At 70.7% G+C, this 21,962-nt stretch carries 20 protein-coding genes; 7 read left to right on the forward strand and 13 right to left on the reverse strand.

What is annotated here, in order from left to right:
• Positions 1–39 precede the first annotated feature (39 nt).
• From LZ198_RS20000 to LZ198_RS20025, 6 genes are all read right to left on the reverse strand, one after another.
• The gene (locus LZ198_RS20000) at positions 40–240 is read right to left on the reverse strand and encodes a hypothetical protein (protein ID WP_253973613.1); all 201 of its coding nucleotides are present in this window, start codon (positions 238–240) and stop codon (positions 40–42) included.
• Positions 241–440: 200 nt separating this feature from the next.
• Positions 441–656: a hypothetical protein gene (locus LZ198_RS20005; protein ID WP_253973672.1), complete on the reverse strand. Its 216-nt coding sequence runs from the start codon at positions 654–656 to the stop codon at positions 441–443.
• A 32-nt stretch (positions 657–688) separates the two neighbouring features.
• Entirely contained in the window at positions 689–1,885 is a 1,197-nt protein-coding gene (locus LZ198_RS20010; protein WP_253973614.1) for an acetyl-CoA C-acetyltransferase, read from the reverse strand.
• A gap of 78 nt (positions 1,886–1,963) precedes the next feature.
• Positions 1,964–2,611 (reverse strand): hypothetical protein, encoded by a 648-nt coding sequence (locus tag LZ198_RS20015; protein ID WP_253973615.1) that lies wholly within the window; start codon positions 2,609–2,611, stop codon positions 1,964–1,966.
• A gap of 83 nt (positions 2,612–2,694) precedes the next feature.
• Positions 2,695–3,351 carry a 2-hydroxychromene-2-carboxylate isomerase gene (locus LZ198_RS20020; RefSeq protein WP_253973616.1) on the reverse strand — a complete coding sequence of 219 codons (657 nt, stop codon included), beginning with the start codon at positions 3,349–3,351 and terminating at the stop codon, positions 2,695–2,697.
• 507 nt (positions 3,352–3,858) lie between these two features.
• Positions 3,859–7,434, reverse strand: coding sequence for a protein kinase domain-containing protein (locus tag LZ198_RS20025; protein WP_253973673.1), 3,576 nt, complete (start codon positions 7,432–7,434; stop codon positions 3,859–3,861).
• Between the two features lie 503 nt (positions 7,435–7,937).
• Here LZ198_RS20025 and LZ198_RS20030 point away from each other — a divergent pair.
• Entirely contained in the window at positions 7,938–8,345 is a 408-nt protein-coding gene (locus tag LZ198_RS20030; RefSeq protein WP_253973617.1) for a response regulator, read from the forward strand.
• A gap of 46 nt (positions 8,346–8,391) precedes the next feature.
• Here LZ198_RS20030 and uraH read toward each other — a convergent pair whose 3' ends face one another.
• From uraH to LZ198_RS20055, 5 genes are read right to left on the reverse strand one after another with little or no spacing between them, the layout of a single operon-like run.
• Positions 8,392–8,736, reverse strand: coding sequence for a hydroxyisourate hydrolase (gene uraH, locus LZ198_RS20035; protein ID WP_253973618.1), 345 nt, complete (start codon positions 8,734–8,736; stop codon positions 8,392–8,394).
• Complete coding sequence (uraD, locus tag LZ198_RS20040; RefSeq protein WP_323382844.1) at positions 8,733–9,239, reverse strand: 2-oxo-4-hydroxy-4-carboxy-5-ureidoimidazoline decarboxylase; 507 nt, start codon at positions 9,237–9,239, stop codon at positions 8,733–8,735. Before uraD ends, uraH begins: the two co-directional genes overlap by 4 nt.
• Positions 9,236–10,258, reverse strand: a complete 1,023-nt coding sequence (gene alc / locus LZ198_RS20045; protein ID WP_253973619.1) for an allantoicase — start codon at positions 10,256–10,258, stop codon at positions 9,236–9,238. The genes uraD and alc overlap by 4 nt, the downstream gene beginning before the upstream one ends.
• 30 nt (positions 10,259–10,288) lie before the next feature.
• The gene (gene allB, locus LZ198_RS20050) at positions 10,289–11,656 is read right to left on the reverse strand and encodes an allantoinase AllB (RefSeq protein ID WP_253973620.1); all 1,368 of its coding nucleotides are present in this window, start codon (positions 11,654–11,656) and stop codon (positions 10,289–10,291) included.
• Positions 11,653–13,101 carry an FAD/NAD(P)-binding protein gene (locus LZ198_RS20055; protein WP_253973621.1) on the reverse strand — a complete coding sequence of 483 codons (1,449 nt, stop codon included), beginning with the start codon at positions 13,099–13,101 and terminating at the stop codon, positions 11,653–11,655. Before LZ198_RS20055 ends, allB begins: the two co-directional genes overlap by 4 nt.
• 211 nt (positions 13,102–13,312) lie before the next feature.
• On the opposite strand from LZ198_RS20055, the gene pruA reads away from it, so the two are divergent.
• Both pruA and LZ198_RS20065 read left to right on the forward strand, forming a co-directional pair.
• Positions 13,313–14,968 carry an L-glutamate gamma-semialdehyde dehydrogenase gene (pruA, locus tag LZ198_RS20060; protein ID WP_253973622.1) on the forward strand — a complete coding sequence of 552 codons (1,656 nt, stop codon included), beginning with the start codon at positions 13,313–13,315 and terminating at the stop codon, positions 14,966–14,968.
• 6 nt (positions 14,969–14,974) lie between these two features.
• Entirely contained in the window at positions 14,975–15,823 is an 849-nt protein-coding gene (locus tag LZ198_RS20065; protein WP_253973623.1) for an aldose epimerase family protein, read from the forward strand.
• 1,107 nt (positions 15,824–16,930) lie between these two features.
• Here the strand turns inward: LZ198_RS20065 and LZ198_RS20070 are convergent.
• Positions 16,931–17,848 (reverse strand): LysR family transcriptional regulator, encoded by a 918-nt coding sequence (locus LZ198_RS20070; protein ID WP_253973624.1) that lies wholly within the window; start codon positions 17,846–17,848, stop codon positions 16,931–16,933.
• Between the two features lie 80 nt (positions 17,849–17,928).
• Here LZ198_RS20070 and LZ198_RS20075 point away from each other — a divergent pair, with 80 nt between their 5' ends.
• From LZ198_RS20075 to LZ198_RS20090, 4 genes are read left to right on the forward strand one after another with little or no spacing between them, the layout of a single operon-like run.
• Positions 17,929–19,164 (forward strand): acyl-CoA dehydrogenase family protein, encoded by a 1,236-nt coding sequence (locus LZ198_RS20075; RefSeq protein ID WP_253973625.1) that lies wholly within the window; start codon positions 17,929–17,931, stop codon positions 19,162–19,164.
• Positions 19,165–19,175: 11 nt separating this feature from the next.
• A complete protein-coding gene (locus LZ198_RS20080) occupies positions 19,176–20,267 on the forward strand; it encodes a phosphotransferase family protein (RefSeq protein ID WP_253973626.1) in 1,092 nt (363 codons plus the stop codon).
• Complete coding sequence (locus tag LZ198_RS20085) at positions 20,267–20,959, forward strand: histidine phosphatase family protein (RefSeq protein WP_253973627.1); 693 nt, start codon at positions 20,267–20,269, stop codon at positions 20,957–20,959. The genes LZ198_RS20080 and LZ198_RS20085 overlap by 1 nt, the downstream gene beginning before the upstream one ends.
• Before the next feature lie 12 nt (positions 20,960–20,971).
• Entirely contained in the window at positions 20,972–21,718 is a 747-nt protein-coding gene (locus LZ198_RS20090; RefSeq protein WP_253973628.1) for an SDR family oxidoreductase, read from the forward strand.
• Between the two features lie 6 nt (positions 21,719–21,724).
• Here LZ198_RS20090 and LZ198_RS20095 read toward each other — a convergent pair whose 3' ends face one another.
• Positions 21,725–21,904: a hypothetical protein gene (locus tag LZ198_RS20095; protein ID WP_253973629.1), complete on the reverse strand. Its 180-nt coding sequence runs from the start codon at positions 21,902–21,904 to the stop codon at positions 21,725–21,727.
• Positions 21,905–21,962: the final 58 nt, after the last annotated feature.

The following is a 21,962-nucleotide window of genomic DNA, read 5'->3' on the forward strand; positions in this document are numbered from 1 at the left end:
CGCCCTCGTACATCGTCGCGACGCGTCGTCAGCCGGAACTCAGGCCTTCGCGCGGTAGAAAATCGTGATGGTCAAGCAGTGGAACTCCTTGTCCGAGGACTGGGTCACCACCTTGTCCACCACATCGATGTTGTTCGAGTTCTCCTTGAGCCACTTGGTGATGTTCTCACCCATGTTCTCGCGATCACGCGCGAGCGTGGTGGAGAACACCTTGACTCCCGTGAAGCTGGTAACGCCCATTCCGACCCTCGTCTCGAATCTCAAGCTGAGATTCTCGACGTTTACCCCGAGACGATTCCGCCATCAAGAAACGGGCCCGATTTACCGGACTTGGAGGGCCCACACCGCAAGGGGGGCACATCTCCCACAGTCGCCTGGGCGACGGACGGCGGGGGTGCGGGGGCGCTCGCGACCGGCGCGAGGCCCCCACCCTGCCTGACTCACCGTCCTGCGGAGGCGCGGCGCACCTGGCAGGTGACCTCGTCCTTGCAGGCGGGACCGATTCCCTCCGGGTGCGCGGTGAGCGGCGTCTTGTCGCTCTCCTCCACGCCACACACCACGCACTTGCGCTTGCGGTTGCGACGCTCCGCGCGGCGCTGCTCGGCGATGGCCTTGGCCCGCTCACGGGCCGTCTTCGCGTCCACCTCGTTGGTCATCTCGCGTCCCGGTTGGAAGTCGTGTGCGGGCATCAGAGCGCCTCGACCAGCACCGCGATACCCTGGCCACCGCCGATGCAGGCGGAGCCGATACCATAACGGGCGCCACGGCGCTTGAGCTCGTAGACGAGCGTGGTGGTGATGCGCGCGCCGGAGGCGCCCAGCGGGTGGCCCACGGCGATGGCGCCGCCGTTGACGTTGGTCCGCTCACGCGGCAGGCCCAGCTCCTTCTCCACCGCCAGGTACTGCGGCGCGAAGGCCTCGTTCACCTCGAAGAGGTCCACGTCGGACAGCTTGCACTGCGCGCGCTCCAGCAGGTTGCGGATGGCGGGCGCCGGACCGATGCCCATCACCTTGGGGTCGCACCCGGCGATGCCCCAGTTCACCAGCCGCGCGATGGGCTTCTGGCCGTGCTTCTCCACGAAGCTCCGGGTGGCCATCACCATGCTGCCCGCGCCGTCGCAGATGCCGCTGGCCGCGCCCGCGTGCACCACGCCGTCCTTCTTGAACACCTTGGGCAGCTTGCGCAGGCCCTCCAGCGTCGTCTCCGGGCGGTTGTGCTCGTCCTTGGCGAACACCGTCTCCCCCTTCTTCCCCTTGAGGGTGACGGGGGCGATTTCGTCCTGGAAGCGGCCCGCCTCCTGCGCGGCGGCGAAGCGCTTCTGCGTCAGGAGCGCGTACTCGTCCACCACGTCCTGCGTGAGCGCGTAGTCCACCGCGAGCTGCTCGGCGGTGAGCGCCATCGCGTTGCCGGTGTAGCTGTCCGTCAGCGCCGTCCAGAGCATGTCCTCCAGGTTGCCCTTGCCCAGCGGCAGGCCCCAGCGCGCGCCGCGGATGAGGTGGGGCGCCTGGCTCATGGACTCGGTGCCGCCGGCGAGCACGCAGTCGGCCTGCTCGGTGAGCATCATCTCCGCGGCCGTGACGAAGGCCTGGAAGCCGGAGCCACACAGGCGGTTGACGCCCAGGGCGGGGACGGGGATCGGGACGCCGGTGCGCAGGCCCACGTGGCGCGGCAGGTAGATGGCGTCCGCGCTCGTCTGCACGACGTTGCCGTAGACGACGTGCTGGACCTGCTCCGGCGACACCTTCGCCTGGGCGAGGGCGGCCCGCGCGGACTCCACGGCGAGGTCGGTGGCGCTGAGGTCCTTCAGGCTGCCGCCGTAGGTCCCGAACGCGGTGCGCTTGCCAGAAAGAAAGAAGATCTCCTCGGACTTGGACACGCTCTTCATGGTGCTCGTCTACCTACTCTCAAGGGGCGCGCGGTGCACGCGCGCACGCGGGAAGAAAAAGGGGGCCTTTGGGGGGCATCAGGTCGCGCGCCCCCCCAGGAAGGCGCTGGCGACGATGGCAAGCGCCATCACCGTCCACAACAACCCTTGCAGGTTCTGTCGGCGGATCTCCTTCCGGCCGAGGCCCCGATACCAGGAACGCCCGGCCTCCACACGACCTTCCCAGGAGAAATCACCCGCGGGCGTGACGCCCTCCATGCGGCGCAGGTGGGCTCGCAACAGCCGCTCCGGGGAAGCGTCTTCCAGTGAACCACTCCGGTAGACGCCGGGCAGGTCCAGCGCGGGGCGGCGGTAGCCCGCGGTGATGACGAAGCCCTCGGACACAAGAGGGGTGAGGAGGTACAGGCGGGGCGAGCCGTCGGCCGCCTGGTAGGCGGTGGCGAAGACGCGCTCGCCCGGGTGGGCCCAGTCGTAGGAGCGCGTGGCGCGCTGCAGCCGGGGCCGCTCCTCGTGGCTGCCCAGCGGCACGAAGCCCAGGCCCGACAGCTGCGTGGCCACCTCCGCCAGCTCCAGGGGCAGGTCCATCTGGTCCGCGGGGGCCTCCGGCTCCACGCGCACGCTGTGGGGGAAGAGGAACAGGAGGGCGCGCCAGAAGTTGAGCGCCAGCAGGACGATGGCGATCACCAGGCCAGTGACGACGATGCCCAGTTGGGCGAGGACGTTCATGCGCGGAGCACCCGGAGACGTGGCCCACCCCAACCCGGCCACCGGGCCACCCTAGCGGAATCCCGCCCGCGAAGAACCCCCGTTCAGCGCCGGGACGCGGTGGCCGGCAGGGCGCGCCAGCGCTCCAGGTCCACCGAGCGAAGGGGGTCCTCGCCCCGGAGGAAGCGCTCCAGGTGGCCGAGCGAGTCCAGGCCGAAGAACAGCTCGCCGTCCGCGAACACCGTGGGCACCCCGAAGGCCCCCGCCGCCAACGCCTCCTCGGTGTTCTGGCGCACCCGGTCCTTGACCTCCTGGCGCTGGGCGGCGGCCAGCAGCGAGGCCGCGTCCAGGCCGGCGGCCCGGATGGCGACCGCCACCTGCTCGGGGGTCTCCACGCCCCCGCCCCCACCCCAGGCCGCCGCGTACAGGGCCGACACCAGCCGCGTGCGCGCCTCCAGGTCCTCCACGGCCGCCGTCACGCGCAGGGGCAGGAGCGGGACGAACGGGTGCGCGGGCGGCGGGGCGAACGGGACGCCCAGTTCGTGGGCCAGCCGGAAGGTGTGCTTGAAGATGTAGACGCGCTTGGCCGGCACCTCCGCCGGACCGATGTTGCCGGTGCCGTTGAGCAGGGCGGCCAGGAGCACCGGGACGGGCTCGAGCACGCGACCGTGGCGCGCGGCCAGCGCGGGCATCCGCGTCCAGGCGAGGTAGGCGTACGGGGACAGGTAGTCCAGACAGAAGCGCAGGGGGGAGGCGGCCATGTGGCGACTCTACCTCCCCCCGCGTTCCGGGTTCGCCCAGGCGCGTGCCGAGACGTCCACGCCCCCACAGGTACGCTCACGCGCGGCGGTGGCAACCCCGCCTCTCGTCGGGCTCCGCGTTCACCCAGGCGCGCGCCGACACGTCCACGCCCCCGCCGGCGGGCTCACGCGCTGCGGTGGCCCCCTGCCTCTCCTCGGGTTCCGTGTTCGCCCAGGTGCACGCCGACATGTCCACGCCCCCTGGCGGGCTCACGCGCTGCGGAGGCAATCCCGCCTCTCCTCGGGCTCCGTGTTCCCCCATGTGCGCGCCGACATGTCCACGCCTCCGCTGGCGGGCTCACGCGCTGCGGTGGCAACCCGGCCTCTCCTCGGGCTCCGTGTTCACCCAGGCGCGCGCCGACACGTCCACGCCCCCGCCTGCGGGCGCACGCGCCACGGCGACGCGACCTCCCCGAGCCTTCCGTGTTCGCCCAGGCGCTCCAAGACGTCCACGCCCCACAGGCACGCTCACGCGCTGCGGCGGGCGTCCGCGCCTCGCTCGAGCGCACCGCGCAGCGAGCTGGCCTGAGCGAGCAGGCTCGGCGCGCGGGCCTCGGTGAAGGCGGTCTCCGCCCCCATCAACTCGGCGACCACCGCGTCGGTGGAGGTCTCGCGCTCGGCCCTCGCCAGGTGGAGGAGGCCGACCTGGAGCACGTTGCCCGTCTGCTCGGCCAGCGCGAGCGCGCGCTCGAGGTGGGCGAGCCCCTCCGGTCCCGGCAGCAACGCCGCCAGCGCGCGGCGCGCCAGGATTTCGTCCCAGGGGTTGGCCAGCAACGGGTCCACCGCGCGCGCCAGCGCCGCGTCCGCCGCCTCGCGCGCCGCGTCCAGATGCCCCTGCTCCCGCTCGAAGCGCGACTGGTACACGCGCAGGAGCGTCTCCATGCGCAGGCCCGCCTCGCGCGCGGCCGCGAGCGCCCGGGGCAGCGACTCGCGCGCGGCCGCCGTGTCCTCGAAGAGCACGTCCCGGCAGGCCTGGTACACCTGCACGTGGCATTGCAACCAGCGGTCCTCGGGCAGCACGCGCGCCAGGTTCTCGGCGCGGGCCACCACCGCCGCGACGTGCTCGTGCTCGCCGCGCTCCAGGTAGTAGGGCGGCGTGAAGATGGCGAGGTTGCGCTCCATCAGCCGGGGGTTGCCCAGCCGGCGCACCAGGTCCGTCTTCTCCGTGAAGGCGGGCACGAAGGAGGCCCCGTCCCCCGTGAGCGCCGCGCGCGTGACCTCGGAGAACAGGTGGAAGGCGCTCACGTCCGTGAAGCCGTGCTCCTCCGCCACCGCGCACCCGTCCCGCGTGGCCTGCGCGTCCAGCGGCTCGCCGCGCAGCGCGAGGTTCAGGTTCATCATGTAGCCGCCCATGCCCAGCGACCACGCCAGCCGCCTCGGCAGCCAGCCCATGACGTCCCGCAGGCCACGCAGCCGCGCCAGTTGCTCGGCCTGGGCCTCCAGCACCCCCGCCGAGCGCCCCGTGTACGCGCTGAGCACCGCCTGCGACAACAGCGTGCCCGCCCGATACGGGGAGATGTCCGGCTGCTCCCGGCGCACGCGCTCCAGGAGCGTGTCCAGGTCCCCGGTGCGCCCGACGATGGCCAGCGCCATGCCCTGGAGGATTTGGAGCTCCGCCTGCTTCCAGAAGATGTCGGCCGGAGCGGACTGGGCGTCCGCCTCGCGCTCACGCAACAGCTCCCGCAGCCGCGCGGGCCGCTCCGCCTCCGGGGCCGCGCACGCCGCGTCGAGCTGCGCCAGCGCGCTCCGGCGCCCCTCCTCCAGGTCCACCGTGGCCGCCCAGTGCGCGAACAGCTTCTCCGCGAAGACGAGCGAGCTGGGCGGGTCGCTCGCGTAGCCCACCTCCACCAGCGTCACCCAGATGCGCAGCAGCAGCCGGTCCCTCCCGGGGAAGTCCGGCGCGGACTCCAGGAGCGTGGAGGCCTCCTTCAAGAGCAGCGTCGCCTCCAGCAGCGCCTGGGAGGCCATCGCCGCGCGTCCGGCGTCCAGCAGCGGGCCGATGGCCAGCTCCGGCTCCGACGAGCGCAGGTAGTGCCAGCCCACCGTGCGAGTCTGGTCCGGCCGCTGGAAGTAGAGCGTCTGCAGCGCCAGGGCCACCCGGCCGTGCGCCACCCGCCGCTCGTCCTCCGCCGTGCTGTCGTAGACGGCCTGATGCACGGTGTCGTGCGTGAAGACGTAGCGGCCCTCCTCCTCCTGGAGGAACTGCCGCTCGACGATGCCGTCCAGCACCGCGAACAGCTCCGACTCCGGCAGCTCCGCCAGCGCCCGCATCATGGGCAGCTCCAGCGTCCGGCCCGCAGGGGCCAGCCGCCGCAGGAGCGACACCTGCTCCGCGGGCGCCGTCCCCAGGCGCGCGAGCACCGCCTCGTGGATGCTCGCCGGCAACGTGCGCGAACCCAGCCCCGCGTCCGCCTCCCAGCGCCCGCCCACCCGCGTCAGCGCGCCCTCCTCGACCAGCGCGCGCAGACACTCGATGGCGAAGAAGGCGTTGCCGTCCGTGGTGGCGTGCAGCCGCTCGACGAAGCCGTCCGGAATCTCGAGCCCCGGCAGCGCCAGCGCCACCAGCGAGCCCATGTGATCCACCGTCAGCGGCTCCAGGTCCAGCCGCCACGTCAGCTTCTCGTCCACCGTCTGGAAGGCGAGGCTCAGCCGGCTCAGCTCCCCGGAGCGGAACGAGCACACCACCATGCCGCGCGTGCCGTGCAGCGCGCGGATGAGCACGTTGATGACCTCCAGCGACGCGCTGTCCGCCCAGTGCAGGTCCTCGAAGCACAGCACGAACGTCATCCGCTTGCCGAGCGAGCGCACCCACTCGGCCAGCGCCCCGAACAGCGCCAGCTTCTCCTCGCCGGACACCTGCACCACGCCCACCGGCTGGGGCGAGAGCGCGGGCAACAGCCGCCCCAGCCTGGGAGACAGCCGCTCCATCACCTCCGTGGGCGTGTGCGGCACCAGGGCGCGCAGCGCCTGGGCGATGGGCGCGAGCGGCGCCTGGCCCTCCGCGCGGCACTGCCCCCGGCCGAAGGGCAGCTCCGCCAGCTTCGCCTGGAGCTCGAACTCCTGGAGCAGCCGCGTCTTGCCCACGCCCGCCGGGGCGCCGATGAGCACCGCGCGCGACTGGCCCCAGTCCGCCTCGGCCAGCCCGTTCATCAGCGACTCCAGCTCCGCCCCGCGCCCCACCACCTCCGGCACGTGCAGGTAGCTGGCGCGCGCCGACAGGGGCTCCTCCGGCAGCGGCTCACCGCTGGCGTGGCACAACGCCTCCATCAGCTCGCCGGCGTCCTGGAAGCGCTCGCGCGGGTCCTTCGCCAGCAGGAGCAGGATGATCTCCTCCAGCGCCGGGTCCACCGGACACAGCGTGGAGGGCTTCGGCGGCGGACGCGTCAGGTGGTCCGCCAGCAGCGCCGCGGGCGTGTTGCGCTTGAACGGCAGCCGCCGGGTGGCCAGGTAGTAGGCCATCACCCCCAGCGAGTACAGGTCCGCGCGCCCGTCGATGCTCGCGCCGCGCTGCCACTCCGGGGCCAGGTACTCCAGCGTGCCCTTGAGCTTGCCGGGGCTGGGGGTACCCAACTGGTGCATCACCCCGAAGTCCATCAGCTTCACCGCGCCGGAGCTGGTGATGCGCACGTTGCTCGCCTTGATGTCGCAGTGGACGTACAGGCGCGAGTGGATGAACGCCAGCACCTGCGCCATCTGGATGAGCACCTTGTACAGCGTGCGCGTGTCCAGCGGCGCCTCGCGCGCCAGCGAGCTCAAGTCCTGACCGTCCACCACCTCCATCGTGATGAAGCGGTTGCCGGCCTCCGTCATCCCCCAGTCGAACACCTTCAGCGTGCCGGGGTGCTGCAGCTTCTTCATCGCGAAGAACTCGTGCCGGAACATCAGCACCAGCTCCTCCGTCTTGCCCGCCGTCAGCCCCGCGGGCACCTGCATCTCCTTCAGCGCCACCCGCCGCCGCTCGTGCAGGTCCTCCGCCAGCCAGATGCGGCCCATGCCGCCCTCGCCCAGCAGGCCCTCCACCCGGTAGCGCCCGGTCACCACCATCCCCACCTCGAGCGAGCGGCGCGCTCCGGTGGCGTCCCCGGGCAGGGTGACAGGCGTGCGGATGCGGTCTCCCCAGGAGCTCGGAGGACGAGCACGCTCGTCCAGGACGGTTGTCTTCTCTTCGTCGCTCACGAAGGCGGGACCGGGAGGTCGTCAGAATCCTGAAGACGTAGGAATATCACGTTTCCATGTATCGGACACGCACTGTTGGGGTTGCCCGAGGTGCCACCGACGACCTCCGCGAGGCCGAGACATGTCACGCCGCGTCCAGGCCGGCGACGTGGATCCTGCCCTCCAGGTCGACCCCGGGTGGACCGCATGACAGGAGGACGCCCCGAGGCGCGAGACCTAGGGGATGACTCGTAGACGCTCGCGTCATGGCGGACGCGCCATGACCGCGGGTGGTGGTGGCCCCCTTGCCCCTACAGGGGCCGTGCGGAGATGCTCCCGGACGCTCAGCCCCCATCACCCGGGGTGTCCCTTCCGCCGAGCATCGGAGACCCGTGAAGCCCAAGGTCCTCATCGTCGAAAACTCCTGGACGATGCGCGAGACGCTCCGTCTGCTCCTGTCCGGGGACTTCGACTGCTCCGTGGCCGCGGACGGAGAGGCGGGCCTCGCCCAGGCCCTGGGACAACCGCCGGACCTGCTCCTGTCCGACGTGAACATGGACGGCATGGACGGCTACGAGCTCCTGCGCCGCTGCCGCCTGGAGCCGACGCTGCGGCACCTGCCGGTCATCTTCGTGAGTGGCTTCGCGCCCCGCTCGGACGCCGACCCCAGCCTGCCCTTGCCGGACGCCTACCTCGTCAAGCCGGTGAAGCCCGCGGTGCTCATCGCGGAGATCCACGCCCTGCTCCGCCAGGGCCAGGCCCCCGTGGCGTCCGTCGCCCAGGCCCACACCAAGGGCTGAGGCCCGCCGCGCCCACCGGGGACACGGGCCGGGCCCCCGGGCGGCGTCAGCTCCCCCGGTACGTCGAGTAGCCGAAGGGACTGAGCAGCAACGGCACGTGGTAGTGCTCGTCGGGCGCGGCCAGTTCGAACACCACCGTCACGGAGGGATAGAAGCCCCGGACGCCGAGCGCGCGGAAGTACGCGCCCGTGTCGAAGGTCATCCGGTAGGTGCCGGGCTCCACGCGCGCGCCGGCCGGCAGGAAGTCGCGCACGCGCCCGTCGTCGTTGGTGACGCCAGAAGCGAGGACCTTCCAGTCGCTCCCGGCGCCCTGGACCTCCAGCGTGATGGGGACACCGGAGGCCGGCCGGCCCCGGTGCGTGTCGAGGACATGGGTGGACAGGGTGCTCATGACGCCAGCAGCTTCTCCAGTCGGATGCGGGTGATCTTCGCCTGCTCGCCGGCCGCGACGCGCAGCTCCTCGTCCGGCGCGTTGTCCATGCGCTCGCGGAGGAGGGCCAGCATCTCCTCCGCGCCCTTGCCCGTGGCGCAGACGAGGAAGATGAAGCCGAAGCGCGCCTCGTAGGCCTGGTTGCCCTCCGCGAGGCCCCGGATGACATCCTCGGACGCGCCCCGCACCCCGCCCTGCTCCTGCGACGACCAGGACGCGGTGGCTGCGAACTTCGCGCGCAGCGCGGACTCACCGATGCGTGGATGGTGCGTCATCGCCTCGCGCCAGTCCTCGGGCCCCGTCTGCTTCCACAGCCACTCCGACTCCGCGAGCAGGTGCGCCGCGTCTCGGAAGGGCCGCGCGCGCGTCATGCCGTCCGCCCAGCGCGACGAGCCGCAGCAGCGCATCAGCTCCGCCTTGGCCTCGTTCGGGAACATGCGGTTGAGCCGCTCCAGCGCGCTCACGCCGGCCGCCCGTGGACGCGCAGCCGGCTGACGCCGCCGTCCGGGAAGATGTTGAGGCGCACGTGGGTGAAGGGCCCCTTCGCGCGCAGCTCCGCCTCGAAGAAGTGCCGGAAGTCCGCCTGCAGCTTCGTGCGCGGCAACAGCTCCGTCCACGACAGGTGGTGCGCGTTGGCGAAGTCCACCAGCGGCTCGCGCAGGTAGCAGCCCTCGAGCGAGGCGCTCTCCGGGAAGTTGCCCTTGTAGTGCGCGGTGTCCACCTCCACGCGCTCCACGGTGCCCGGCACCGCCAGCTTGACGACGATCCAATCCGAGCCCGGCAACAGGCGCTTGCGCCGCGTCTCCCAGCCCTCGCCCATGTGGGCCGCGCGGCCCGGGAGGATGAGGTTGTCCTTGGGGCCGAAGAAGGCGTCGTTGCACTGCATCACCGCGCCGCCGTTCTCCGCCGCCGCCAGGTCCACCAGCGCCCCGCCCTTCGTCAGCCCCTCCAGGTCCGGCTTCACCTCGCCGTGCACCCGGAAGCGCGCCACGCCGCCGTCCGGGTAGATGTTGAGGCGCAGGTGCGTCCACCGGCGCTCGTCGAGGATGGGGAACAGGTTGCGCGTGCCGCCGTGCAGCTTGAGCTGCGGGAGGATGCGCGTCCACGCCGCGTCCACCAGCGTCTCCGGCGCGGGCGAGCCCTCCACCGCCAGCGCGTCCACGGAGGCGTACTCGGGGAAGTTGCCGAGGAAGTGGTGGGTGTCGATGTCCACGCCGCGAATCACCCCCGGCAGGCCCAACTGGAGGATGCACCAGTCGTTGCCGGGCACGCGCTTGCGGCGCGACTCCCAGCCATCCATCCACTTGCCCTGCTCGGTGTACTTGTCCGGGATGAAGACGCCCCGGCCCGGCTTGAGCAGGTTCTCCTTGCCGGCGAAGAACTCGTCGGAGGCGAGCAGCGCGCGGCCGCCCACCTTCTCGGCGGCCAGGTCGATGAGCTCGGTGAAGGCAATGCGCAGCTTGCCCTCTTCGGGTGCATGCATGGTGTGTACGTCTCCTGTCGTGTCTTCGTCTCAGGCGGCGATGCGCGCCGCGGCGGGTCGTCGGACCCAGTGTCCATCCGGTCGCGGAAAAGGCTGCCCGCGCTCATACACCGTCCGGCCTCTCAGAATCGTGCGCTCCACCACGCCCGCGAGCGTGCGGCCCGCGTACGGCGTCAGCGGGTGGCGGTGCTGCAACCGCGCGGGCTCCACCGTGAAGGTGGCCTCGGGGTCGAACACCACCAGGTCCGCGTCCGCGCCGGGCGCAAGCGTGCCCTTGGTGCCGTGCAGGCCCACGAGCCTCGCGGGGGACTCGCACATCCAGCGCACCAGCGACTCCAGGCCATGACCGCGCCGGCGCGCCTCCGTCCAGACCGCGGACAGGCTGAGCTGGAGTGACGCGATGCCGCCCCACGCCGTGCCGAAGTCGCCCCGCTCCAGGTGCTTGAGCGCCGGGGTGCAGGGAGAGTGGTCGGACACCACGAGCTGGATGTCGCCCCGCCCGAGCCCCGCCCACAGCCGCTCGCGGTTCTCCGCCTCGCGGATGGGGGGCGCGCACTTGAAGTGGGTGGCGCCGTCCTCGATCTCCTCCGCGGTGAAGCAGAGGTAGTGCGGACACGTCTCCACGGAGATGTCCACGCCGTCGCGGCGCGCCTCGGCCAGCAGCGGGAGGGCGTCCGCGGAGGACAGGTGGACGATGTGCACGCGGCAGCGGTGCTTGCGCGCCAGCTCCACCATCATCTGGATGGCGTCCTGCTCCCAGCTCCGGGGCCGGGACGCCAGGTAGCCCCGGTACGTGCGCGGCCCCTCCGCGCTCGCCGCCGTCAGCGGCGACTCCAGCTCCGCGTGGACGATGAGCGGCACGCCGCGCCGGGCGAGGATGGGCATGGCCACGTCGAGCACCGCGCGGTCGGCTGGAGGGAACTCGTCCACGCCGGACGGACACAGGAAGCACTTGAAGCCCGCGACGCCCGCGTCGATGAGCCGCTCCAGTTCGGCCGCGTTGCCCGGGATGACGCCACCCCAGAAGCCATGGTCCACCATGCACGCGGTGCTGGCGGCGCGGGCCTTGACCTCCAGCGCGGCGAGCGTGGTGGTGGGCGGCAGCGAGTTGAGCGGCATGTCCACCACGGTGGTGATGCCACCGGCCGCCGCGGCGCGGGTGGCCGTCTCGAAGCCCTCCCACTCCGTGCGCCCGGGTTCGTTGATGTGCGCGTGGCAGTCCACCACGCCGGGCATCACCACGCGGTCGCCCACGTCCGTCACGGCGAGCCCCGCGGGCACGTCGCCCGGCGCCACCACGGCGGCCACCTTCTCGCCGCGCACCACCACCACCGCCTCGCGCGTGCCGTCCGCCGCGAGGACGCGACGGCTGCGCAGCCCGAACTCACCACCACTCATGGCTCGAATTCCTTCTCGTCGTAGCGCAGCAGGGAGTCGAAGTACGCCTCCCGGTCATCCAGGTAGAGCTGCTTCGTCACCCCGGCCACCAGCTTGGGCAGGCTGTACTTCATCCCGGAGATGCTCGCCCCGCCGAACCCCAGCGAGAGCAGGCAGCCGAAGGTGTAGTTGAAGATGGAGGACACATGGGGTGCCCGGCCGGGCTGCTTCTCCTGAAGCTCGAAGCCCGGCCCCAGGTACGGGTGGCGCAGGAGGTCCGCGTGGGACTGCCCCGCGGGCGGCGTGAAGCGGTCCCTCCACAGCGCGATGTCCCCGAACACGTTCGCGAGCTCCGGCCGCAGCGACAGGTCCGTCACCGTGCCGCTGCCGACGATGAGCTTGTCGAAGGTGAACGTGCCGTGCGGCGTGGTGACGCGCGCCTGGCCGCCCACCGCCTCGGCGCCCAGCCACGGGCTCTCCGCGTGCAGGTGGAACTGGGGGTGGGCCCTGGCGCGGCGGAACGTGTCGGCGGGCGGCAGTTGCCCCATCTCGATGATGCGGTGGATGAAGCGCCAGCGGTCCGCGTCCGACAGGTCGGCGTGGTGCTTGAGGAAGCCGACGAACTCCGCCCAGCGGTACGGGTTGACGGTGGGCAGCGACTTGCGGCGGTAGAACAGGTGCACCTCGCCCGCGCCGTGCTCCAGCGCGACGGAGGCGTTGTCGAAGGCCGAGGCGCCGGCCCCGAGCACCCCGAGGCGCTTGCCGCGCAGGGCCTCGAAGTCGATGTCCTCGCGCGTCTGGGCGTACAGCTCCCGCGGCAGGTCCGCCACCACCGCCGGGACCTCCCAGCGCCCCGAGCCGTCGATGCCCGTGGCCAGCACGACCTTGCGCGTGAAGACCACCTCCGTGCCGCCGCCCGGGCGCGTGTCGGTGAGCGGGACGAGGAAGCACGCGTCCTCCGCGCTCCACGACAGGGCGCCCGCGCGCGTGTGGCAGCGCACGGGGATGCCGAGCGTGCGCCGGTACCAGCCCAGGTAGTCCGCCCACAGCTCCTTGGGCACGCGCTCCAGCGCCGCCCACGCGGCCTCGCCGTGCTGGGCCTCGTACCAGGTCTGGAAGCACAGGTTGGGCAGGTTCTGGTCCGGCCCCGTCAGGTACTTGGGCGTGCGCAGCGTGTGCATGCGCGCGAACGTCTTCCAGGGGCCGGCGAGGTCCTGCGCGCAGTCATCCACCACGAGCAGGTTCGTGACGCGCTCGCGCATCAGCCCGAAGGCCGCGGCGAGCCCGCTCTGCCCTCCGCCGATGACGAGCACGTCGAGTACGGACTGGCCAGCACGGGTGTGGCGGGGAAGCACCCAGGAGCGGCGTGGGTACTCCAACCGCTCGAGGTCCTTCCGGAGCACCTCCTCCAGGGCGGACAGGCCAGGAGCAGGCGGCATCACGGGGCTCGGGGGCGGGATGCGCATGCCCCATCGTAACCGCGCGCTGTGTCATGCGGTCAATCCGGGTTCCGCTCGTCGTATGGGTCGGCGGCCGTCGTGGTGGGAAATACCCAGGGGGGCCGGGGGTTGACAGGAGGTGTCGGGGGACCGACGACGACCTGCCTCCACGCTTCCCCGGTGGAGCCGGTTGGCTATGCTGCCCCGCCCTTTTCCGCTCCGCCCCGAGGTGATTCGCGTGATCAACGCCACTGCCCGCGTCCCGGCTCCGAAGAACGAGCCCATCCTTTCCTACGCACCCGGTACCCCCGAGCGCCGCGAGCTGCAGGCCGCGCTCAAGCGCATGAGCGGCGAGCAGATCGACATCCCGCTCATCATCGGCGGCAAGTACGTGCGCACGGGCAAGACGGACACCGTGCGCATGCCGCACGACCACTCGCACGTGCTGGCCACGCTGCACGAGGCGGACGCCAGCCACGTGGAGCAGGCCATCCAGTCCGCCCTGTCCGTCAAGGACGAGTGGGCGCGCATGTCCTTCGCGTCGCGCGCGGCCATCTTCCTGCGCGCCGCGGAGCTGCTCGCCACCCGCTACCGCCCCATCATCAACGCCGCCACCATGCTGGGTCAGTCGAAGACGGCCCACCAGGCGGAGATCGACGCGGTGTGCGAGGCCGTCGACTTCCTGCGCTACAACGTCCACTACGCCGAGCAGATCCTCGCCATCCAGCCGGAGTCCCCGGCGCAGACGTGGAACCTGCTGGACTACCGCCCGCTGGACGGCTTCGTGCTCGCGGTGGCGCCGTTCAACTTCACCTCCATCGCGATGAACCTGTGCACCGCGCCCGCCATCATGGGCAACGTGGTGGTGTTCAAGCCGTCGTCCACGGCGGCGCTGAGCGCGTGGTACGTCATGCAGGTGCTGCGCGAGGCGGGCCTGCCGGACGGCGTCATCAACATGCTCAACGGCGACGGGCCCACGGTGGGCAACCCCGCCATGGCCAGCCCGGACCTGGGCGGCATCCACTTCACCGGCTCCACCCCCACCTTCAACACCATGTGGAAGACGGTGGGTGAGAACATCGGCCGCTACAAGCAGTACCCGCGGCTGGTGGGCGAGACGGGCGGCAAGGACTTCATCGTCGCGCACCCCTCCGCGTCCGAGGACCTGGAGGCGCTGGCGGTGGCCATCGTCCGGGGCAGCTTCGAGTACCAGGGCCAGAAGTGCTCGGCGGCCAGCCGCGTGTACATCCCCGAGTCGATGTGGCCCCGGCTCAAGGAGCGCGTCCAGGCGCTCGTCGCGGACATCCGCATGGGCGACGTGGCGGACTTCCGCAACTTCATGGGCGCGGTCATCGACGAGAAGTCCTTCAAGAAGGTCTCCTCGTACATCGACCTGGCGAAGCAGGGCGGCGAGGCGAGCATCGTCGCCGGCGGCGACACGGACCGCAGCAAGGGCTGGTTCGTGAAGCCCACGGTGGTGCAGGTGACCAACCCGCGCCACCGCATCCTGCGCGAGGAGATCTTCGCGCCGCTGGTGGGCGCGTACGTGTACCCGGATGCGAAGTACGTGGAGACGCTGCGCGAGGTGGACCAGAGCGCGACGTACGCGCTGACCGGCGCGGTGTTCGCCCGCGACCGCAAGGCCATCGACACGGCGCTGACGGAGCTGCGGCACGCGGCGGGCAACATCTACATCAACGACAAGCCCACCGGCGCGGTGGTGGGCCAGCAGCCCTTCGGCGGGTCGCGAGCGTCCGGCACCAACGACAAGGCCGGTTCGCTGTTCAACATCATCCGCTGGACGAGCCCGCGCACCATCAAGGAGAACTTCGTTCCCCCCGTGAAGGTGCCCTACCCGTTCATGGACAGCGACCCCCACGATGGGGGTATCTAGGCTCGCATGAGCCGAGCATTCCCCGGCATCGCCGGGTTGGAGACGTACTCGCTGAAGGGTGACGACTGCTGCGTGGAGGTGATTCCTTCACGCGGCGCGCTCGTCACGAGCTTCCAGGTGGGGGACGAGGACCTCCTCTACCTGGACGCGGCCACCGTGGCGGACCCGGCGAAGAACGTGCGCGGGGGCATCCCCGTGCTGTTCCCCATCGCCGGGCCGCTGCCCGGGGACACCTACGTCGCGCAGCGTGAGTCCTACACGCTGCCGCAGCACGGCTTCGCGCGGCGCATGGCGTGGGCCGTGCGTCAGGCGGAGGACTCGCTGCTGGTGCTGGGGCTGAAGTCCCGGCCGGAGACGCTGCGGGTCTTCCCGTTCGAGTTCGACGCCCAGCTCACCTTCTCGCTCGCGGGCCGGCGGTTGACGGTCGCGTTCGACCTGCAGAACCCCGGCTTCCGCCCCGTGCCCGTCCACCTGGGCTTCCATCCGTACTTCCGCGTCCCCGACGCCGCGAAGGCCGAATCGAAGGTGGAGACGGACGCGACACACGCCTGGGACAACGTGGCGAAGCACGAGGTGCCCGTCACCCGGCTGGACCTGACGGAGGCCGAGGTGGACCTGCACCTGCGGGACCACTCGCGGCCGGGGACGCTCCTGGCCCGCGGACCGGGGCTGCGCCCCATCAAGCTGTCCTGGAGCCCGGAGTTCCGGACGATGGTGGTGTGGACGCTGCGCGGGAAGGACTTCGTCTGCGTGGAGCCGTGGACGGCCGCGGCCGGGGCGCTCGCCACCGGCGAGGGGTTGCTCCACGTGCCTCCCGACGAGCGGCTGTCGCTCGAGTTCGACATCGAGGTGTGAACGACGAGGCAAGGGAGAGGGACCCGCCCTCGTATCGGTGTGACACACAGGGCGCCCAGCGCCTTTCCTCAGCATGAACTACTGAGGACGGCACGACACGTCAGACCAAGTGTCTTACCCGGCCCTACGGTCGTGCCATCCCCCAAGCTCAGCGAGCCTGACTCAATGACGAGAGATCAGGGGAAACCAGAGTCGACGCAGGTCTCGGGGCAAATCTCGCGACACTCGACGATGGCATCCGCGCGCTGAGGAAAGACGCCGCTGCATCCCGGCGACTCATAGGTCCAAGTGTAGTTCAGGGACACGCACTTGAGGGTGCCGTAGGAGCACAGGGTGGACTCCCCCGTCTCCAACTCCGCCTCTCGCGGCTCCTCTGGCATGGGGCCGCACGCAACAACACCAAACGAGAAAGCCATACACACAAGCACACTCTTCAAGCTGTTCACCGAGACTCCTCTCATTGGCCTCATCAAAGAGGCATCAACTCAATACCACTCAAAACAAAACACACCAAGCAGAATATGAAAAAACCACACACCTCGACTAATCCGCGCACATCAAATCCGCCCAGGACAAGGCGCTAAAGTCTTCACCATCACCGGGGCCTTTTTGATGACGCCTCTCCTCATTTCCGCCTGACGTGGCTCCGTGCACGAAGACAAGCATTCACTCTGCGTGCCACCCAGACCTGAGGTCTCCACGCCCGCCCAAACCTTATCGATTGGCAAACCAAGAGAATCGGATTGACGCTTCCGCAGCGGCAGATAACTGAGGTGCGAGCCCTGGCATAACGACAGCAGTTGCTCCGCCCCGCGGCTCCAAAGAGTGGATCCGATCGTCCCAGCCGGCAGAACCTCGCCTGCTTTCCTGACACGCCGTCGCGAGCGGAAAAGAACGCTTCCAGTCACCGCAAGCCGCATCGAAGCCGAGCACAGACAGCCCCGATCGTTGTTGCCATGCCCAGGAGATGCCCCAGCCAGAACGACGCTTCCCCTGTTCAGGTGGGCCTCGAGCCGCGATGCTCAACAGGACGGCACGCTCCATGCACCGTCGGATCATGTTTTCCGTTTGAGGTCCCGTTCGCTAGCCTCCTACCCACCCACAACCTCATCTCTGGCCGGCCTCCAGCAACGCCTTCAGCTCCGCCCTCAACCACTGGCTGCGCGGCTCGGCGTCCACGGCCCGGTGCCAGTAGACGTGCAGCTCCAGCGGCGGCAGCGCCAGGGGCATGGCGGACAGGTGGTTGCCGAGGACCGCGTTGATCTCCTCCGCGCGCCGCCGGGGCATGGTCAACAGCAGGTCCGAGTCCGAGACGATGCGGCACGCGGCTTCATAGTGCTGGCAGCGCACCACCACCTCGCGCTGGTAGCCCAGGCGGCTGAGCACCAGGTCCTCCACCGCCAACCCCGTCCGGCGGGAGGAGACGGTGACGTGCCGCGCGGCCATGTACGCGGCCACGTCCAGCTTCCGCCGGCGCCGGCTCACCACGCAGAACCCGTCCTGGATGAGCGGCGCGTGCCGCAGCGCCGCGCCCGTGGGCTGCTCCACGTCGATGGCCAGGTCCAGCCGGCCCGACGCCAGGTCCCGCTCCAGCCGCGGCCGGTCCAACCGGACGCTGCTGACGCGCGCCTGGGGGCTCGTCTCCCGGAAGCGCAGCACGAGCCGGGACAACACGGACGGCTCCAGCACGTCGTTCATCGCCACCGTGAAGGTGCCCACGTCCCTGCCAGGGTCGAAGACGCGCGTGTGGTGCAGCGCCTGTTGCAGGAGCGCCAGCGCCTCGCGAATCTCCGGCGCCAGCCGGTCCGCCAACGGCGTGGGCGCCACCCCCCTCCCCCGGCGCACGAACAGCGGCGAGCCCAGCTGCTCCCGCAGCCGCGCCAGCGCGTGGCTCACCGCCGACTGGCTCAGGAACAACACCTCCGCCGCGCGCGTGAGGTTGCGCTCCCGATAGACGACGTCGAACACCCGGAAGAGGTTGAGGTCCGGCGCGGGCTTCGGCGTCGAATCATGAACTGGCTTCATGACGACACATGACCAACATTCAGTGGATTCATCAACAGGCGGGTGCCAAGGATGAGGCCTCACGCCGAGGAGGAAAAGCCGTGGACTTCGAGCCGAGCGCCAGAAGCAAGGACTACCTGGAGCGCGTGAAGCGCTTCATGCGCGAGCACGTCGAGCCCAACGAGGCGCGCTACCACCAGGAGGTGTTCGAGAGCGCCCGCGCCGGTGACTGGAAGACGTGGCCGGTCTCCTCCGTGATGGAGGAGCTCAAGGCCAAGGCCCGCGCGCAGGGGCTGTGGAACCTCTTCCTCCCCGACGAGAAGCTGGCCCCGGGCCTGTCCACGCTGGAGTACGCCCCCATCGCCGAGGAGACGGGGCGCAGCCTCATGGCCCCCGAGGTCTTCAACTGCAACGCCCCGGACACCGGCAACATGGAGGTGCTCTGGAAGTACGGCACGGAGGCGCAGAAGAAGCGCTGGCTCGAGCCGCTGCTCGCCGGCGACATCCGCTCCGTCTTCTGCATGACCGAGCCCGGCGTCGCGTCCTCCGACGCCACCAACATGGAGGCCACCGCCGTCGTCGACGGCAACGAGGTCGTGCTCAACGGCTCCAAGTGGTGGACCACCGGCCTGGGCCACCCCAAGGCCCGCATCGCCATCTTCATGGCGCGCACGCCCGACACCGGCGCCGACCGCCACCACCAGCACTCCATGGTGCTCGTCCCCCTGGACACGCCGGGCGTCTCCATCAAGCGCATGCTCCCCGTCTTCGGCGAGTACGACGCGCCCCACGGCCACGGCGAGGTCCACTTCACCGACGTGCGCGTGCCCACGTCCAACATCATCGGCGGGCCGGGCATGGGCTTCGAGATCGCCCAGGGCCGCCTGGGCCCCGGCCGCATCCACCACTGCATGCGCTGCATCGGCGCGTCGGAGCGCGCGCTGGAGCTGATGATCGACCGCGGCATGAACCGCACCGCCTTCGGCAAGCCGCTCATGAACCTGGGCGGCAACCGCGAGCGCGTGGCCGAGGCCCGCATCGCCATCGACCAGGCGCGCCTGCTCACCCTCTTCGCCGCGTGGAAGATGGACGAGGTCGGCCCCCTGGGCGCGATGACCGAGATCTCCGCCATCAAGGTCGTGGCCCCCAGCGTCCTCCAGCGCATCGTGGATGACGCCATCCAGTTGCACGGCGGTGCGGGCGTCTCCAACGACTTCCCGCTGGCGGCCTTCTTCGGTCAGGCGCGCACGCTGCGCCTGGCGGACGGCCCGGACGAGGTCCACAAGGGCGTCATCGCGCGCATCGAGCTGGGCAAGCGCGGCTTCTCCAAGAGGTGAAATCCCCGACCATGGCCACCCACGCCCCCAAGCCGCCGTCCCCCGCCCACGATGCCTCGGGCTCCGTCCGCTCCGGCGAGGAGCTGGACGCCGCCGCCGTCGACCGCTGGCTGAAGCAGCAGGTGTCCACGCTGGAGGGACTGCCCACGGTGACACAGTACTCGGGCGGCGCGTCCAACTGGACCTACCGCCTCAAGTACCCCAAGCGCGACCTCATCCTCCGCCGCCCGCCCGCGGGCACCAAGGCGAAGTCCGCCCACGACATGGCGCGCGAGTACCGCGTGCAGAAGGCGCTCAAGCCCGCCTATCCCCGCGTGCCGGAGATGGTGGCGCTCTGCCAGGACCCGGCCGTCATCGGCTGCGACTTCTACGTCATGGAGCGCATCGACGGCCTCATCCCCCGCGCCAACATGCCCAAGGGGATGAACCTGGACCGCACCCACACGCGCCAGCTGTGCGTCAACGTCGTCGACAAGCTGCTGGAGCTGCACGCGGTGGACGCGGCGAAGGTGGGGCTCACCACGCTGGGCAAGGGCCCGGGCTATCCGCGCCGCCAGGTGGAGGGCTGGTCGGACCGCTACGAGAAGGCGCGCACGTGGAACGTGCCCAGCTTCCGGTACGTGCGCGACTGGCTCCAGGAGCACATCCCCCAGGACATCGCCACGTGTGTCATCCACAACGACTGGCGCTTCGACAACGTGGTGTTGGATCCAGAGGACCCCACGCAGGTCATCGGCGTGCTGGACTGGGAGATGGCCACGCTCGGCGACCCGCTCATGGACCTGGGCAGCGCCCTGGCCTACTGGGTCCAGGCCGACGACGACTTCTTCTTCCGCGCCACGCGCCGCCAGCCCACGCACGTGCCGGGCATGCTCACCCGCCAGGAGGTGGTGGACTACTACCTCCAGCGCTCCGGCCTGAAGCCCGACGACTGGACCTTCTACGAGGTCTTCGGAATCTTCCGGCTCGCCGGCATCATCCAGCAGATCTACTACCGCTATCACCACAAGCAGACGCGCAACCCGGCGTTCAAGAACTTCTGGTCGCTGGTGACGTACTTCGACTGGCGCTGCCGGCGCATCATCCGCAAGGGGAAGCGCTGATGGGGGCGCTGTACTTCATCCGCCACGGCCAGGCGTCCTTCGGCGCGGAGGACTACGACCAGCTCTCCGAGCGCGGCTTCGTCCAGGCGCGCGTGCTCGGCGAGTCGCTGCGCGCCCGGCTGCCGAAGGTGGACGCGGTGGTGACCGGGACGATGCGCCGGCACCAGCAGACGGCGGAGTCCTGTCTGGCGGGCCTGGGCCTGGACCTGCCCCCGCGGCGCATGGCGGGCTTCAACGAGTTCGACCACAACGAGCTGGTCGTCAAGCACATGCCCCGCTACGCGAGCCACGCGGCCCTGGTGCAGGACCTCGCCGCCACGCCGGACCCGCGGCGCACGTTCCAGGAGCTGTTCACCGCGGCGGTGGCGCGCTGGGTGGGTGGTGAACACGACGCCGACTACGTGGAGCCCTGGCCCACGTTCCAGGCGCGGTGCGTGGGCGCGCTCGACGCGCTCCTCCGGGAGCTGGGCACGTCGAAGACGGCGCTCGTCTTCACCTCCGGCGGCACCATCACCGCCCTCTGCCAGCACCTCATGCACATCCCCAGCGAGTACGCCTTCCGGCTCAACTGGACGCTGGCCAACTGCGGTATCACCAAGGTCATCTACAGCGAGCGCGGGCGCTACCTGTCCTCGCTCAACGAGCACGGCCACTTCGAGGGCGCGCACCGCGACCTCATCACCTACCGCTGAGGCACCGGCCCCATGCGAAAGAACATCCTCATCACCGGCGCCAGCTCCGGCCTGGGCGAGGGCATGGCGCGCGAGTTCGCCGCCCGGGGCCGCAACCTCGCGCTGTGCGCCCGCCGCACCGACCGGCTGGAGACGCTGCGCGCCGAGCTGCTCTCGAAGCACCCAGGCATCCAGGTCTCCATCCGGGCCCTGGACGTGAACGACCACGCGCAGGTGTTCCAGGTGTTCGACGCCTTCGCCCAGGAGCTGGGGAGCCTGGACCGCGTCATCATCAACGCGGGCGTCGGCGTGGGCAAACGCATCGGCACCGGGCACTTCGCGCTCAACGCGCAGACGGCACAGACGAACTTCGTCGCCGCCGTCGCGCAGTGCGAGGCGGCCGTGGGAATCCTCCGCAAGCAGGGCCACGGCCACCTGGTGACCATCTCCTCCATGAGCGCCATGCGGGGCCTGCCGCGCCACCTCACCGTCTACGCGGCGACGAAGGCGGGGCTGGCCACGCTGACCGAGGGCATCCGCGCGGAGCTGCTCGGCACGCCCATCCGGGTCACGACCCTCTATCCCGGCTACATCCACACGGAGCTGAACGCGGGCGCGAAGAACCTGCCGTTCGCCGTGGACTCGGCCACCGGCTCGCGCGCGCTGGCGAAGGCCATCGAGAAGGAGCCGAAGACCGCCTACGTCCCCGGGTGGCCATGGGGCGTCGTCGGCTTCCTCCTGCGCAACCTGCCGCTGAAGCTCGTCGCCCGGATGTCCTGAGCGGCTTCACGCCCGCGCGAAGACCTCCTCGACGAGGGTGCGCATCGCGGCCCAGGAGCGCCGGGCCGCGGCGGGGTGGTACTGGAGCCCCGCCTCCGGACGGTCCAAGCCCGCGAAGGTGAAGGCGCGCGGAGCCCCGGCCGCGAACTCGCTCCCACACGGCGTGCCCAGGTTGAGCGTCAACACCGCCACCGGGTGGGGCGTGGTCCGGATGGGCAGCCCCTGGTGCTCGCCCGACAGGTCC

The organism is Myxococcus dinghuensis (assembly GCF_024198235.1).
Taxonomy (GTDB): domain Bacteria; phylum Myxococcota; class Myxococcia; order Myxococcales; family Myxococcaceae; genus Myxococcus; species Myxococcus dinghuensis.

Excerpts from the sequence above, each read along its gene's own strand:
- LZ198_RS20000 (WP_253973613.1), bottom strand. The coding sequence starts at position 240 with ATGGGCGTTACCAGCTTCACGGGAGTCAAGGTGTTCTCCACCACGCTC.
- LZ198_RS20005 (WP_253973672.1), bottom strand. The coding sequence starts at position 656 with ATGACCAACGAGGTGGACGCGAAGACGGCCCGTGAGCGGGCCAAGGCC.
- LZ198_RS20010 (WP_253973614.1), bottom strand. The coding sequence starts at position 1,885 with ATGAAGAGCGTGTCCAAGTCCGAGGAGATCTTCTTTCTTTCTGGCAAG.
- LZ198_RS20015 (WP_253973615.1), bottom strand. The coding sequence starts at position 2,611 with ATGAACGTCCTCGCCCAACTGGGCATCGTCGTCACTGGCCTGGTGATC.
- LZ198_RS20020 (WP_253973616.1), bottom strand. The coding sequence starts at position 3,351 with ATGGCCGCCTCCCCCCTGCGCTTCTGTCTGGACTACCTGTCCCCGTAC.
- LZ198_RS20025 (WP_253973673.1), bottom strand. The coding sequence starts at position 7,434 with ATGGTGGTGACCGGGCGCTACCGGGTGGAGGGCCTGCTGGGCGAGGGC.
- uraH (WP_253973618.1), bottom strand. The coding sequence starts at position 8,736 with ATGAGCACCCTGTCCACCCATGTCCTCGACACGCACCGGGGCCGGCCG.
- alc (WP_253973619.1), bottom strand. The coding sequence starts at position 10,258 with ATGCATGCACCCGAAGAGGGCAAGCTGCGCATTGCCTTCACCGAGCTC.
- allB (WP_253973620.1), bottom strand. The coding sequence starts at position 11,656 with ATGAGTGGTGGTGAGTTCGGGCTGCGCAGCCGTCGCGTCCTCGCGGCG.
- LZ198_RS20055 (WP_253973621.1), bottom strand. The coding sequence starts at position 13,101 with ATGCGCATCCCGCCCCCGAGCCCCGTGATGCCGCCTGCTCCTGGCCTG.
- LZ198_RS20065 (WP_253973623.1), top strand. The coding sequence starts at position 14,975 with ATGAGCCGAGCATTCCCCGGCATCGCCGGGTTGGAGACGTACTCGCTG.
- LZ198_RS20070 (WP_253973624.1), bottom strand. The coding sequence starts at position 17,848 with ATGAAGCCAGTTCATGATTCGACGCCGAAGCCCGCGCCGGACCTCAAC.
- LZ198_RS20080 (WP_253973626.1), top strand. The coding sequence starts at position 19,176 with ATGGCCACCCACGCCCCCAAGCCGCCGTCCCCCGCCCACGATGCCTCG.
- LZ198_RS20085 (WP_253973627.1), top strand. The coding sequence starts at position 20,267 with ATGGGGGCGCTGTACTTCATCCGCCACGGCCAGGCGTCCTTCGGCGCG.
- LZ198_RS20090 (WP_253973628.1), top strand. The coding sequence starts at position 20,972 with ATGCGAAAGAACATCCTCATCACCGGCGCCAGCTCCGGCCTGGGCGAG.